We start from the raw sequence: 14,575 nt of genomic DNA, 5'->3' as shown, positions 1-14,575 counted from the left end.
ATGATAATCACGGCATTCATTTTTATAGCAATATTGTTAATTTTGGTTCTTTCCCATGAATTTGGGCATTTTTTCGCGGCGCGGGCTTTCGGAATAAAAGTTGAAGAATTCGGCTTTGGAATCCCGCCGCGCATTCTGGAGCTATGGCGGGACAAGCGCGGGACGCTTTTTTCTTTGAACCTTCTGCCCTTCGGCGGGTTCGTAAAAATTTTCGGCGAGGAAGGAGACGCCGGCGATAAGCTGGGCAGTTTCGGCTCAAAATCTGCGCCAAAAAGAGCCGTGATACTGGCCAGCGGAGTATTTGCCAATATTATTTTGGCTTATTTCGCGCTTACTTTGGTCAGTGGTTTGGGCGTCCTGCAAGCCGTCTCCGAAGAAGAAAGCGGCAATTATCCCGACGCCAAAATAATTATTATGGATATCGCCCCGGATTCACCCGCCGAGCGCGCCGGTATAATACCAGGAGACCAAATCCCAGGATTTCAAAAAATAGGAGAAGTGCAAAACTTTATTAAACAAAACCAAGGCAAAAATATCTCGCTTTCTCTGATTCGGGGAGAAAAATCGCTTGCGGTCAGCGCTCTGTCCCGCCAGAATCCGCCGGAAGGCGAGGGGCCGTTGGGAATTGCTCTTGGGCTTGTGCGCGTAAAAAAATCTCCGTGGTATCTGGCTCCGATAGACGGCGCGAAGTTCACTTGGGAAATTTTAAAAGGAACGGTTTTGGGACTGTGGGGGCTTATCCAAAGCCTTTTTAAAAGAGAAGCTTTGCCTGTTGAAGTGGCGGGTCCCGTTGGAATTTTCAACATTACCTCTTCCGCAATCAATCTGGGCTTCGGCGTACTCCTTATATTAATTGCCGTTTTATCCGTTAATCTTGCCCTAGTCAATATTCTGCCGTTTCCGGGTTTGGACGGCGGGAGATTATTTTTTCTTTTGATTGAGGCCTTGCGCGGCAAGCGCATTTCTTCCAGAACCAGCGCTTTGGCTCACAGCTTGGGGCTTATGATTTTAATCGCCCTTATGCTTGCCATAACCTACCGCGACATTGCTAAAATCTTCTGAGACCAACTGGTCAACCGTCAACCTGCCAGGTTGACCAAAAAGTGCCTGCGGGTGTAATATAACGACATGAACAAGAAAATAACTTTTGAGGGCGAGCATTCGGTATACCACATTTTTAGCAGAGGCGTGGAAAAACGTGATATTTTTGCTGATGACGACGACAGAAATAGATTTTTATTTTTGCTCTGCGCGCTTCAGGGTAATGTATTTTTCAATCACATTTCCAGCCTAGCGAAAAAATTTGGTCAACGTGGCACGTCGGCGCTTCAAGAAATTGAGCGAGACATTTTTAATGCGCAGATCGTTGAGCTTATTGGATTTGTTTTGATGCCAAATCACTACCATTTGATGCTTCTGGAATTACAAGAAAATGGAATTAGTAAGTTTATGAGCAGATTAGGAAATAGCTACACTAAATATTTCAACCTTAGACACAAGCGCAGTGGCTACTTGTTCAGCAGCCACTGCCATAAAATATTGGTTGATACCAATGAATATCTTTTGCATTTATCTGCGTATATTCACCGCAATCCTAGAGAGTTGATTGGTTGGCGCAATAAAGAATCTAAGTATCCATGGTCTAGTTATCAAGATTATATCGGTTCGAATAGATTCGGCAATTTTATAAACAGGTCTATTTTGTTGGATCAATTTTCTAGTTCTGAAGAGTACGGCGCGTTTGTAAGCAGCAGCAAAGCAAAGGATTATGAAGATTTTTTGGTCAACCTGGCAGGTTGACCAATTGCGTTGAAGTTGATTATAGGTATAATAAATCTATAATAAATCTATGCGGCTTTCGGAATTATTTACTAAAACCCGGAGGACTCCGCCAAAGGACGAGGAGAGCGCAAACGCCATTTTTTTGGAGCAGGGCGGGTTTATCAAAAAAGAAGCGGCTGGGGTTTATACCTTTTTGCCCTTGGGGCTCCGGGTTTTAAATAAGATAGAAAATATCGTCCGGGAGGAAATGAACAGAATCGGCGGCGCAGAAATTTTGATGCCTGCGCTGCATCCCGCCGAAAATTGGGAGGCGACAGGCAGATGGAATAAGTTTGACGCGCTTTTTAAAACCGAAAGCCGTTTTGGCGGCAGGTATGCTTTGGGCCCGACGCATGAAGAAATAATTTATCCGTTGCTTAAGCGTTTTTTAAGCTCGTATAAAGACCTGCCAATTAAGGCTTATCAGATTCAGACGAAGTTCAGGGACGAAAAAAGGGCAAAAGCCGGACTTTTGCGCTCGCGCGAATTTCGGATGAAGGATTTTTACAGCTTTCACGCGGGCGATAAAGAGCGCGACAAGTTTTATGAAGAGATGAAAAGGGCATATCTCAAAACTTTCCGGCGGCTTGGGCTTAAGGTGATAGTGGCGGAGGCGTCCGGCGGAACTTTTTCGGAGCTTTCGCTGGAGTTTCAGGTTGCTTCGGCCGCCGGAGAAGACATTTTGTTCTTATGCCGAAAGTGCGGTTTCGCGCGAAATAAAGAAATCGCCGCCGGCGGCGAAAAATGCCGAAAGTGCGGCGGGAGAACGGAAGAAATTAAAACAATAGAAGCGGGCAATATTTTCCCGTTAAAAGAAAAATTCGCCGAGGATTTCGGTTTGAAGTTCAAAGACGCCAAAGGAAAAGAACGACTGGTTTCAGCCGGATGCTACGGGTTGGGCACGACGCGCGTAATGGGGGCGGCGGTGGAGGCGGGGCACGATGAGCGCGGAATAATTTGGCCTAAGGAAATCGCGCCGTTCCAGATACATTTAATAGAGTTGGATAAAGACGCCTCAAAAATTTACTCCAGGATGGTTGCGGAGGGGAGGGAAGTGTTATATGATGACCGCCGAGGCGCGACTGCCGGAGAAAAATTTGTTGACGCCGACCTCATCGGCGCGCCAGTAAGGGTTGTTTTAAGCGCCCGGACGATGAAAAACGGCTCGGTGGAAATTAAAAAGCGTGATTCAAACAAAATTGAACTCATTAAAACTTCCAATCTTTATTCGTATATTAGTAAAAATTCGTAATTCGTAGTGTCATGTTTAATAAAATTTTCGGAGCATTTTCAAAAGACCTGGGGATTGATTTAGGCACGGCCAACACCCTGGTTTATGTAAAAGGCGAAGGGATTGTGATAAACGAGCCGTCCGTCGTCGCGCTTAACCAAAAAACCGGGCAGGTGGTGGCTATCGGCAACGAGGCGAAGAAAATGGTCGGCCGCACGCCGGGGCATATCGTGGCCATGCGCCCTTTGGTGGAGGGCGTGATTTCTGATTTTGAGGTGACGGCGGAGATGCTTACTTATTTTATAAAAAGCGTGCATAGCGCGACTTCTCAGCTTTTCGCGAGGCCCAGAGTCGTCATCGGCATTCCTTCAAGCATTACAGAGGTTGAGCGAAGAGCCGTGAGAGACGCGGCTCACAGCGCCGGCGCGAGGGAAGTTTATTTGGTGGAAGAGCCGATGGCCGCCGCCATCGGCGCGCGCCTGCCCATACAAGAAGCGGTCGGAAGCATGGTTATAGATTTGGGCGGAGGGACCACGGATATAGCGGTAATTTCGCTTGGGGGGATAGTCGCTTCGCGCAATCTACGCATTGCCGGAGACAGATTCAACGAAGATATTGCCAATTACGCCAGGGACGAATTTAAGCTTCTTATCGGCGAGCGCACCGCGGAGGATGTTAAAATTTCAATCGGCTCCGTTTGGAAAACAAATGAGGTTTTGGAGGGGACTTTGCGCGGCCGGGATTTGGTCACCGGTTTGCCGAGAGAAGTTTTGATTACGGACAGCGACGTGCGGGCGGCTCTCTCAAAATCAACTAAGACAATCGTTGAGGCGGTGAAAGCGACCATTGAAGACACCCCTCCGGAACTTGTGGCGGACATTATGCACCGCGGGATATTGCTTGTGGGCGGAGGAGGATTGATAAGAGGCCTGGACCGGCTCTTGGAAAGGGAGACAAAAATGCCGGTTTATCTGATGGAAGACCCGCTCACGGCGGTCGTCCGCGGCACCGGCATAATTTTGGAGGATTTGGAGGGACTCCGCGAAGTTTTTATTGAAGACGACTATGACATTCCGCCGAAATAAAAAAATTATTTTATTGGCGGCGATAATTACGCTTCTTTTTTTTAACGCACCAAAGGTGTTTTTGAAAAATATTACTGCGAGAGCTGTTTTATTTTTCGCTCCGGAGTCGGAAGGGCTGCGCACAAGCCGCCAAGACCTCGCCCTGCTTTTGAGAATAGCGGACCTTGAGCGCGAAAACGGGCTTTTGAAAAACTCTCTGGGCCTGCGGGCGCCGCGCTCTCTCCCCGCAAAAGTTATCTTTGGCGGCGGATATTTTTTTATGGACGCGGTTTTCGTTAACATTGGGAATGATGCGGGGGTGGAGCCGGGAGATCCGGTAATTTCAGAAGGCGGCGTTTTGGTTGGAAGGGTTTCCGAAAGCTTAAACGGCAGGAGCAAGGTTTTGCTTTCCGGCAGAATTGGCGAGGAGGCGGCGCTGCGCTTGGGCAAGGAGCCCGGCTCTCCGGTGGAGGCAAGGGGGCGAGGGGGAGGCGAGTTTGTCGCAGAACTTCCGGCCGGCGCGGACGTTAAAGTCGGGGATGCGGCGCGCTTTTCGGATTTGCCTGACTACATAGCCGGGCTTGTGGATAAAATCGCGGTTGAAGAGGGGAGCCAGTTAAAAAAAGTTTTCATAAGAACGCCATTTTACCCGGGCGAGCTTTACGAAGTCAGGGTGATTTTGAAAAAATGATTGATTATAAGATTTTAATTTCGGCGTTTTTATACGGTATTGTGTTTGAAAGTTTTGGGGCGGGCCCTTTTGGATTTTATTTGGTTCCTTTAATGGTCGCCGCGGCTTTGCTGAGCGCGCTTCCTTTTACAACCAGGCTTGCGAATCTGGCCGTCGCCTGGATTTCAGGGGCCGCGCTTATGTTGTTTTTAACGATTTTTTTGGGCGGCGGCGTTTTGCCGTCCGCCAAGGCGCTGACTCACATCGCCGCTTACTTATCGCCCTTCTTAATCATTGCGGGCATATTTTATGGCGCGGAAGGATAAAAGAGAAATAGAAATAGACGAGATTTTTCTGGACCAAAAAAACTCGCCCGGTTTCCGCAAGGAAAATCTTGAGGGCATGATAGAAAATCCGGTAAAGAAGGAAATGTTCTGGTTTTTGGCCGCAGTTATCGCCGCGACGTTTTTGTTTTTTGGTTCGCGCGCTTATTTTCTTCAAATCGTAAACGGGGAGGCGTTTCTCGCGCGCGCGGAGAAAAATTTTTTGAGAGCGGTGAGCCAACGCGTTGAGCGGGGGATAATTTACGACAGGGATATGCGCCCTCTTGCCTACAACGAAACCGCCGTCTCCGGCGGCGTGAGAAAATATCCGCCGCGCGGATTTCTGCACGTTTTGGGTTTTTTAAGTTATTCCGGCAAAGAGCAGGGTGAACTTGCTTATGGAGCGAGCGGGCTTGAATCGTCTTACGACGAAGTGCTCCGGGGAGAGCCCGCCAAAGGAATTGAGGAAGTTGACGCGAAAGGAAACGTGATTGGCGAAGGGATTTTGGAGAAAGGCAAGCCGGGCGAAAATATTTTAACAAGCATCTCTTACGACCTTCAGCAAAAGCTTGCGGAGGCGCTGGACGAGACAATGCGCTCCAGAGGATTTCGGGGCGGAGCCGGAGTGATTATGGACGCGCGAAGCGGCGAAATTCTTGCCCTTGTAAGCGCGCCGGAATTTGACCCCAATCTGCTCGCAGGCAGAAACAAACCGGAGGAGGTAAACAGGATTCTTGGCGACGCCGGCAAGCCGTTTTTAAACAGGGCCGTCTCCGGGCTTTACGCTCCGGGGTCAATAGTCAAGCCGGCGCTGGCGGCCGGCGCGCTTTTTGAAAATATTATAACTCCGGAGGAAAAAATTTTAAGCACCGGGAGCATAAGCTTGCCGAATCCCTACGACCCGTCGCGGCCAAATATATTTTTGGATTGGAAAGCCCATGGATGGGTTGATATGCGCCAAGCACTTGCCCAGTCCAGCGACGTTTATTTTTATGAAATCGGCGGAGGATACCAGGGCCGGAAAGGCCTCGGGCCGTGGAACATAAAAAAATATTTATCCATGTTCGGGATGGATTCAAAAAGCGGAATTGATTTGCCGGGGGAGGCGTCCGGGCACCTGCCGGACCCGTTGGAAAAACAAGGCGGGAGAGATTGGACCGTGGGCGACACTTATCACATCTCCATCGGCCAGGGGAATATTTCCATAACGCCGATTGAGGCAGCAGTTTACGCATCGGCCATAGCGGGGGAAGGGGCAATTGTTTATCCCCATTTAGTTACCGCGGTTTTAGACCAAAACAAAAAACCGGTTCAGGTTTTTAGCTACCCCCAGAAAGAAAAATTGGCGCTGCCGCCGGAAATTTTTAGAGTTATCCAAGACGGGATGAGGGCGTCGGCGCTCCGCGGCACGGCGGCCGGGCTCGGCGGCATTCCGCTGGAGATCGCGGCCAAAACGGGCACTGCGGAGCTTGGCCAAAAAGACAGGGTGAATTCATGGTCAATAGGGTTTTTGCCGGCAGGCGCTCCGCGGCTGGCATTTGCGATATTGCTTGAATCTGGGCCGCGGCAAAACACGATTGGCGCGACATACGTCGCTTCGGAAGTTTTCCGGTGGGCGGCGGACACGGGTTTTTTAGATACTATTGACAAACAGCTTTTTTGGGAGTATAATGGGGGCAGAGAATAGGGCAGGCTAGCCAAAGTAGCCCATTCACAAAAAGGAGCTTAATAATGGAAAATGTTAATAAATCGCTCAGAGAACAACTAAGAAGGCTCCGTACATTCTTAGCGTTTCTCATTCCCGTTGGAGAAATGGAAGAGGAGCCGAGGACAAATGTTGTCTTGAATGTTTCTATGCACGAGGATCGGGAAAGTTTGAAAGAGATTGAAACGTGGCTCGGGAAAGCTCCTGACAATACGGAATTGCTGGCTATAGTTGTTGGCCAGGATTCCGATTCTGGCTCGTTGCCTCTTATGCCACTCCCCGTCTGTGTCGCAGTGGCACTCTTCAACGGCCATAAGCTTGGTCTTAGTGAGAATGAAGTAATGAGCCGCTTAAGACAAGCTTACGACGGTGTAATGTGGGAGTGGGAAGATGGCAGAACAACGAATTTTAAGAAGGAGCTTGACAAGAAAAGTAGGGTGGTACCCATCATCCTTCGACGCATCTCCCTACTTCTGGAGGAAATGAAAGTCCTTCAGAAAGGAAACAGGTTATACAGATGCCAGTGGACTGACTTCATCCATTTTCTCATCGCTGGTTTCAATGTTGATATGCCAGGCAGTCGCCTCCCGAAATTCCCAGCTGTTCTGTGACGATTCGTCCGCTCCTCCGCAAAATCAACAAAAAAGAAAGGCCCTGTCTGGTTATTGTACCAGGGGCCTTTTTGTTTTGTCATTTTTGTTCATTCTCTCACGATCGTAAAAGTATGTATAATTTTGAATTTGCAATTTACTTGCTATAGCGTGAAAATTGCAAATTTGGAATTCTAAGTTTGAATGCGATAGCGCTCAGATTTATAATTCAGTTTTTGGGAATTCTTATTGCTTAAATGCTTCAATAATATCCCCATTGGTATAAATTTGTAATAATGATATACTCCCCAAATAGACAAATTAAATTATGAACGATCTAGATTCAGCTTATTTTTCAAAAGAAGGTCTGGCAAAGCTTAAAAAAGAACTTGAAGCGCTTAAGACCAAAAAACGGAAGGAAATAGCCGACCGGCTTGAGTTTGCGAAGAGCTTGGGTGATTTGTCGGAAAACTCGGAATATCAGGAGGCGAAAGAGTCGCAGATATTAAACGAGGCCAAAATAGCAGAGCTGGAAGATATGCTCCGCCGGGCCATAGTAGTTGAAGGCGGCGCCAAAGGAGGCGCCGCGAACATAGGGTCAAAAATCACGGTTGAAGACCCTTCCGGCCAGCGGCTCACCTTCACCATCGTTGGTTCAAACGAGGCCTCTCCCGCCGAGAACAAGATTTCAAACGAATCCCCGCTGGGCAAGGCGCTCTTGGGACGTAAAAAATACGATTCCGTTTCGGCTCAAACGCCAAAGGGCGCGGTTTTGTATAAAATCGTTGATATAATTTAAAATATGTCTTCTTCGGGAGAAGAAATAAGAAAACATCGCGTCAGGAAAACCGGCATTTTGCGCTCATTTGGGATTGACCCTTATCCCGCCGCCGCGCCGTTCGCGCTTACGGAAATAAGCGCCGTGAAAAAAAATTTTAAGAAGCGGGCCGCGGCAAAAAAATCCGTGTGCGCTGCCGGGAGAATTATGGCCAAGCGCGGGCACGGCGGAGCCGTTTTTTTTGATATTTTTGATGGTTCTAATCCGCCAGCTGGCGGACTCGCCGCAGGCGGGAGGATTCAGATTTTCATGGGAGAAGATAAAGTAGGCGCCGAGCCATATAAATTATTTGCGGATGCGGCCGACGTTGGCGATTTCGTCGCGGTCTGCGGCAGGCCTTTTTACACCAAAAAGCGCGAGCCGACCATTGAAGCCGCGCGCTGGCAGATGCTGGCAAAATCATTTCTTCCGCTGCCGGAGAAATGGCACGGGCTTCAGGATATTGAGGAGCGGTTCCGCAAAAGGTATCTGGACGTTTTGATGAATCCGGAGGTGATGGAGCGTTTTTTACTCCGATCCGGCATCGTACGAAATTTGCGGAATATTTTAGACAAGGAAAATTATATAGAAGTGGAAACCCCGATACTCCAACCGATATACGGCGGGGCGCTGGCAGAGCCGTTTAAGACGCGCCATCGCATGCTGGAGATGGATATGTATTTAAGAATCGCCCCGGAGCTTTATTTAAAAAGATTGCTCGCGGCGGGATTTAATAAAATTTACGAAATTGGAAAAAACTTCAGGAACGAGGGCTTGGACGCGACCCATAATCCTGAATTTACCACCGTAGAGCTTTACGCCGCTTACAAAGACGCGGCATACCTTAGGGATTTTATTTCCGAGACCTTGGAGAAGCTGATTAAAAGCGTTTTGGGCGCGCCGGTGTTTAAATTTGAAGGGAAGGCGCTCAAATTTCCAAAAAAAGTACCTACGATAAAATTCTGGCAGACGCTTGAAAGGTACGCCCTGCTTCCCGGAGCCGAAAAGTTGAACCGCGAGGATTTGGCTTTACGCGCGAAACAATTCGGCATAAATTCCGAAGGATGGGAAACAAAAGAAAAAATATCGGATGAGATTTTCAAAAAAATCTGCCGCCCCAAGATGACAAATCCGGTCTATGTCGTGGACTACCCGATAGAAATGTCTCCTTTGGCGAAAAACCTGCCCGACGGCAAGGCGGGTATTTCCGGCAACCCGAAGATTGTTGACCGTTTTCAGCTTATTGTTGGCGGCCTGGAACTTGCCAATGGCTTTTCCGAACTTAACGACCCGGAAGAGCAAAGGAGGCGCCTGGAGGCGCAGGAGAAATTAAGAGCCGCGGAAAACAAAGAGGCCCATCCGATGGACGAGGAGTTTATAGAAATGCTTGAATACGGCATGCCCCCGGCCGCGGGACTTGCCGTAAGCATAGACCGTCTGGCCATGCTTTTAACGAATACGCACAATATTAAGGAAGTTATCATTTTCCCCACAATGAAGCCGAAATGATATATTTGGGGACAAGCTGTGAATAAATAAGTAGATTTAGCTTTATTTTGTCCCACACAGTGGGACATTTTTTTGTTGCCTAATTGAGCTAGTGTGGGTTAGAATGAATATGAAGTGGGAAAATGTGGATAAATCTGTGGATAATGTGGATAACTCCGACGCACCATTAAAAATTAGATTCAAGAAGTCGGAGCTCCGACCAGAGCGTCGGAGCTTATAACACCATGCTAATAGGCGAATATTTACACACAATAGACCAGAAAAACCGCATTTCAGTACCTTCAAAATTCCGCAAGGATTTGGGAACCCGGCTGGTGCTGACGCGAGGGCTGGATAGGTGCCTGTTTTTATATCCATTGGGTGAATGGAAAGAGCTTGCCGAAAAGCTCGCCAAACTCCCTTGGGGCAAAGCCGAGAACCGCAGCTTTGTGCGCACAATGATAGCGGGAGCCGCTGACGCTGAAATAGATTCTTTGGGGAGAATTTTAATTCCCGACTATCTCAAGGTCTACGCGAAATTGGCGGAGGCGGCAGTTGTTGTCGGACTTTACAGCAGAGTGGAGATTTGGAATCCGGATTTGTGGGCGAACTACAGCGAGCTTTCGCGGGACAGCGTTGAGGCGATAGCGGAGAAATTAGGAGAGAGCGGACTTTACTGAAAATGGAGGCGATTCACACCCCGGTTCTGACGGAAGAGTTAAAAGCTCTTTTAAATCTAGGGAAGGGCGATAAAGCGATTGACGCGACAATGGACGGCGGCGGGCACGCAAAGATGATGCTGGGGCTTGTCGGCGGCGAGGGAATTATTTTGGGCATAGACCAGGACGAAGCAATGATAAAACTGATGCCCGAGAATAAAAATTTTCTGACGGCGCTGGGTAATTTCAGAAACATTGACCTTTTGGCCAAGCAAAAAGGTTTCGGGAAAGCAAAAGCAATACTCTTTGATTTGGGAATGTCGCGGTGGCATCTGGAGCAAAGCGGGCGCGGGTTTTCCTTTGGCAGGTCTAAAGAGCCGCTGCTGATGAATTTGGGAGCCGGCGCGAAAAGCGCCGCGGAGATAGTTAATCAGACAAGCGAGCGCGAACTCACCCGCATATTCAGAGAATTCGGGGAAGAGCCAAGGGCGCGGCTGATTGCGAAAAAACTGGTTTTGGCCAGAAAGAAAGGGAAGATGCTTTCGGTAGGAGATTTTTTGGCGGCTTTGGGGATAGATGACATAAGAGGAAAAGAGAGGTTACTTGCGCGGGTTTTCCAAGCGCTGCGCATAGCCGTAAACGACGAGCTGGCCGCGCTTTTGGAAGGGCTTCTGAAAGGATTTGAAATTTTGCTTCCGGGCGGGCGGCTCGCCGCAATATCCTACCATTCTTTGGAGGACCGCATTGTGAAGAATTTTTTCAAGAAATTGAGCGCCGACGGGAGAGCCGAAATTTTAACAAAAAAGCCGATTGTTGCCGGAGATGAAGAAGTAAGACGCAACTCAAGCGCGAGGTCGGCAAAATTAAGAGTTTTAGAAAAAATATGAGCGTGTTTCATTTAACGTTTTCATACGCAAGGCCGTATATCTCGGCGGGCAAAGAGGCCGCCGATTTGCCTTTAAAACAAAAAATGCTTATTTTAAAAAGCATGATTTCTCTTTTTATTTTATTTGTTTCAGTGCATCTTTACCTTGCCGGCGCGGTCGTTTCAAAAACCGCAGAAAGGGCGGCGCTCTCTGCCGCGGCTGACGAAGCGCTTCAGAAAAACATGGAAACCGAGACCGCGTTCGTCGCGGCAAGTTACGGCAAGAATCTTGAATATTTTTTTGCCCAAGGATACGAAGAGCCCAAAAACCTTGAAATTATCAAAAGCGCGAGCTTTGTCTATCAATAAAATATTTTTCGGAGGAAATCGGCTGATTCTCCTGGTTTTTTTGATTATCGCCTTATCGGCGTCTGCTGCAGGGCGGCTTTTTTTTGTTCAAATTGTGCGGAACTCTTATTATCTGGAGCTTGCGAAAAATCAGCAGGGATTCAAGCGCATGCTTGCCGCGGAACGGGGGGATATTTATTTTAAAACAAAGGATGGGGAACTTGTAAAAGCCGCCACGACGAAAATCGGGGCGACGATTTATTTAAACATGAAACTGCTGGATGACCCCGACGGCGTCTTAAGTAAACTGGACTCCATTACCTCAATAGACAAAGAATTGTTTTATAAAATAATAAAAAAGACAAACGACCCTTATGAAATTTTGAAGCGCCGCATAGGATGGGAAGAGGCCGAGAAAATCTCCGCGCTCAAGCTGCCGGGTGTCGGCATTGAGGAAGAAAGATGGCGGTATTATACCGGGGACGCTTTGAGCAGCCACGCGTTAGGGTTTGTTTCCGCAGAGGACTCAAATGAAGAGCCGAGCGGCAAATACGGCGTTGAAAAATATTATGACGATGCTTTGCTGGGAGCAGGAGGCAGTATTGCCGGCGACCAGGACGCCAATGGTTTTTTTATCGCGCTTACCGAAGAGCTCAAAGTAGACGCTGCGGAGGGGGAAGACATCGTTTTGACTGTTGAGCCATCGCTTCAGCGCGTTGCCGAGGCGGAATTAGCAAAATTAAAAACCAAATGGAAAGCGAAAAGCGGGGGAATTTTAATTATTGACCCGAAAAGCGGCGAGATAAAGGCGCTTGCCGGAGTCCCCAATTTTAATCCGAACGAATATCAAAAAGAAAAAGATCTCGGCGTTTTTTTAAACCCTTTCGCGGAAAAAATATTTGAGCTTGGGTCGGTGTTTAAGCCGCTTACCATGTCTGCCGCAATAGACCAGGGCGCGGTTGGGCCAAAAACAACCTATATTGATAAGGGCGAGGTGACCATAAACGGCAGAACTATTAGAAATTTTGACGGCAAAGCCCACGGCGAGCGCACCATGACGCAGGTTTTGGAAGAATCGTTGAACACCGGCGCGGTTTTTGCGATGCAAAAGGTCGGCGGCGAGAAGTTAAAGGAATATTTTCACGCGTTCGGACTCGCAGAAAAAACCGGCGTGGACCTGCCGGGCGAGCTTAAAGGCGATTTGAGCAATCTGGAATCCGGCCGTGAGATTGAGTTTGCCACGGCGGCTTTCGGTCAGGGAATAGCCGTGACGCCGCTTGAGCTTGCAATGGCGCTCTCGGCTGTCGCAAACGGCGGCAAGCTTATGCAGCCATATTTGAAGGACGGAGCCGGGCCAAAATTCAAGCGCCAGGTTATAAAAAAAGAAACTTCCGAGACAATCACAAAAATGCTTGTTGACGTGGTAGACATGTCTTTGGCCGGCGGGCGGGCCAAGATGCCGCATTATTCCATTGCCGCGAAAACGGGAACTGCCCAGATGCCCAACGCCGGCGGCAAGGGGTACTCCGACGAATTTCTGCACTCTTTTTTCGGCTACTTCCCGGCTTACAATCCCAGATTTTTGATTCTTATGTTTTTAGAACGCCCGCAGGGCGTGAAATATGCCTCTCAATCAATGACCGATACCTTCAGGTCTCTGATTGAGTTTTTAATAAATTACTATACCATACCTCCGGACAGATGATTAAGAAAATTTTAACAAAAATATTGGTTTGGGAAGCGAAGATAGCCGTAAAGCGGCATAAGCCGGAAATTATAGGCATTACCGGTTCCGTGGGCAAATCTTCCACGAAAGAGGCCGTTGCAGCCGTGCTGGAAAGAAAGGGCCGCGTGAGAAAAAGCTTAAAAAGTTACAACAGCGAACTTGGCCTGGCGCTCGCCGTCTTGGGGCTCAAAACCGCCTGGCGGAGCCCTTTAGGATGGATAAAAAATGTTTTTTATGGTTTTAAAGAAGTTTTGAGCAAAAATTTCCCGGAAATTTTAGTGCTGGAGATGGGTGTTGACCGCCCGCGCGATTTTGAAAAGATGCTCAATATCGTAAAGCCGGACATCGGCATAGTTACGGCTATGGGGGAGCCGCCCGTGCATGTTGAATTTTTTTCCGGGCCGGAAGAAGTCGCCCATGAGAAATCAAAGCTGATAAAAATTCTCCCCGCGGCCGGCTGGGCTATTTTGAATTTTGACGATTTGGCGGTTTTGGATATGAAATCAAAAACCGGAGCTCGGGTGATAAGCTTCGGCTTGGGCAGGGGCGCGGATGTGACCGCCTCCAATTATAGAATTTCAGATGAGGGCCCCGCCATCGGCGGGGCAGGCATTTCTTTTAAAATGGAATATAAAGGCGCTTCGGTGCCGGTCAAATTAAAAAATGTTTTCGGCAAACATTATATTTATTCGGCCCTTGCCGCCGCAGCAGCAGGCATCGCGCACGAGATGAATCTTATTGAAATTTCCGAGGCGCTTTCCCTGGCCGAGCCGCTTCCGGGGAGAATGCGGCTGATTCCCGGAATTAAAAATAGCATGATTTTGGACGATTCTTACAACGCATCCCCTTTGGCAACCCATGCCGCCCTGGATACTTTAAAAGAATTGGAGGCCTCAAGAAAAATAGTGGCCTTCGGCGATATGCTGGAAATCGGCAAATTTACCATTGTGGCCCACAAAGCGGTGGGCGAGAAAGTGGCGAAGACCGCGGATTATTTTGTGACCGTGGGGCCGCGGTCGCGCTTTGCCGCCGAGGAGTCCTTGGCAGAGGGCATGCAGAAAGAACAAGTCGCCAGTTTTTCCGAAGCGCGCGAAGCCGCGGCGCATCTTAAAAAAATAATAAAAGGAGGCGACCTTGTCTTGGTTAAAGGGTCGCAGTCAATGAGGATGGAGCGCGTGACCGAAGAGCTTATGGCCAATCCAGAGGAAGCGGCAAATTTACTTGCCAGACAAGATAAATATTGGAAGAATAAAGAATAAGCTCCCAGC

15 protein-coding genes are annotated in these 14,575 nt (G+C 48.5%); all 15 read left to right on the top strand.

Annotated features, from left to right (window positions below):
* The 15 genes from HYW15_02580 (at window position 1) to HYW15_02510 (ending at window position 14,566) form a co-directional block, all read left to right on the top strand.
* Window positions 1–1,062, top strand: a complete 1,062-nt coding sequence (locus HYW15_02580) for a site-2 protease family protein (protein QQG42374.1) — start codon at window positions 1–3, stop codon at window positions 1,060–1,062.
* A 66-nt stretch (window positions 1,063–1,128) separates the two neighbouring features.
* On the top strand, window positions 1,129–1,800 hold the full coding sequence (locus HYW15_02575) for a transposase (protein ID QQG42373.1): 672 nt from the start codon (window positions 1,129–1,131) through the stop codon (window positions 1,798–1,800).
* Window positions 1,801–1,849: 49 nt separating this feature from the next.
* Window positions 1,850–3,073 carry a prolyl-tRNA synthetase gene (locus HYW15_02570; GenBank protein QQG42372.1) on the top strand — a complete coding sequence of 408 codons (1,224 nt, stop codon included), beginning with the start codon at window positions 1,850–1,852 and terminating at the stop codon, window positions 3,071–3,073.
* Between the two features lie 11 nt (window positions 3,074–3,084).
* A complete protein-coding gene (locus tag HYW15_02565) occupies window positions 3,085–4,137 on the top strand; it encodes a rod shape-determining protein (protein ID QQG42371.1) in 1,053 nt (350 codons plus the stop codon).
* Complete coding sequence (locus HYW15_02560) at window positions 4,118–4,807, top strand: hypothetical protein (protein QQG42370.1); 690 nt, start codon at window positions 4,118–4,120, stop codon at window positions 4,805–4,807. The genes HYW15_02565 and HYW15_02560 overlap by 20 nt, the downstream gene beginning before the upstream one ends.
* Window positions 4,804–5,112: a hypothetical protein gene (locus HYW15_02555; GenBank protein ID QQG42369.1), complete on the top strand. Its 309-nt coding sequence runs from the start codon at window positions 4,804–4,806 to the stop codon at window positions 5,110–5,112. The genes HYW15_02560 and HYW15_02555 overlap by 4 nt, the downstream gene beginning before the upstream one ends.
* Window positions 5,096–6,796, top strand: a complete 1,701-nt coding sequence (locus HYW15_02550; protein ID QQG42368.1) for a hypothetical protein — start codon at window positions 5,096–5,098, stop codon at window positions 6,794–6,796. The genes HYW15_02555 and HYW15_02550 overlap by 17 nt, the downstream gene beginning before the upstream one ends.
* A 44-nt stretch (window positions 6,797–6,840) precedes the next feature.
* Window positions 6,841–7,425 (top strand): hypothetical protein, encoded by a 585-nt coding sequence (locus tag HYW15_02545; protein ID QQG42367.1) that lies wholly within the window; start codon window positions 6,841–6,843, stop codon window positions 7,423–7,425.
* A 307-nt stretch (window positions 7,426–7,732) separates the two neighbouring features.
* Entirely contained in the window at window positions 7,733–8,203 is a 471-nt protein-coding gene (greA, locus tag HYW15_02540; GenBank protein ID QQG42366.1) for a transcription elongation factor GreA, read from the top strand.
* Between the two features lie 3 nt (window positions 8,204–8,206).
* Window positions 8,207–9,730 (top strand): lysine--tRNA ligase, encoded by a 1,524-nt coding sequence (gene lysS, locus HYW15_02535; GenBank protein ID QQG42365.1) that lies wholly within the window; start codon window positions 8,207–8,209, stop codon window positions 9,728–9,730.
* A gap of 224 nt (window positions 9,731–9,954) precedes the next feature.
* A complete protein-coding gene (mraZ, locus tag HYW15_02530; protein ID QQG42364.1) occupies window positions 9,955–10,389 on the top strand; it encodes a division/cell wall cluster transcriptional repressor MraZ in 435 nt (144 codons plus the stop codon).
* Window positions 10,390–10,391: 2 nt separating this feature from the next.
* Complete coding sequence (gene rsmH / locus HYW15_02525) at window positions 10,392–11,255, top strand: 16S rRNA (cytosine(1402)-N(4))-methyltransferase RsmH (protein QQG42363.1); 864 nt, start codon at window positions 10,392–10,394, stop codon at window positions 11,253–11,255.
* Between the two features lie 2 nt (window positions 11,256–11,257).
* On the top strand, window positions 11,258–11,602 hold the full coding sequence (locus HYW15_02520; GenBank protein QQG42362.1) for a hypothetical protein: 345 nt from the start codon (window positions 11,258–11,260) through the stop codon (window positions 11,600–11,602).
* A complete protein-coding gene (locus tag HYW15_02515) occupies window positions 11,589–13,286 on the top strand; it encodes a penicillin-binding protein 2 (protein QQG42361.1) in 1,698 nt (565 codons plus the stop codon). The genes HYW15_02520 and HYW15_02515 overlap by 14 nt, the downstream gene beginning before the upstream one ends.
* Window positions 13,283–14,566 (top strand): hypothetical protein, encoded by a 1,284-nt coding sequence (locus tag HYW15_02510; protein QQG42360.1) that lies wholly within the window; start codon window positions 13,283–13,285, stop codon window positions 14,564–14,566. Before HYW15_02515 ends, HYW15_02510 begins: the two co-directional genes overlap by 4 nt.
* Window positions 14,567–14,575: the final 9 nt, after the last annotated feature.

Source organism: Candidatus Giovannonibacteria bacterium (assembly GCA_016432405.1).
Classification (GTDB): Bacteria; Patescibacteriota; Minisyncoccia; order UBA11713; family 2-01-FULL-45-33; genus MFHE01.
The sequence above is the reverse complement of the archived record's forward strand: the minus strand, read 5'-3'. Positions and strand labels throughout refer to the sequence as shown.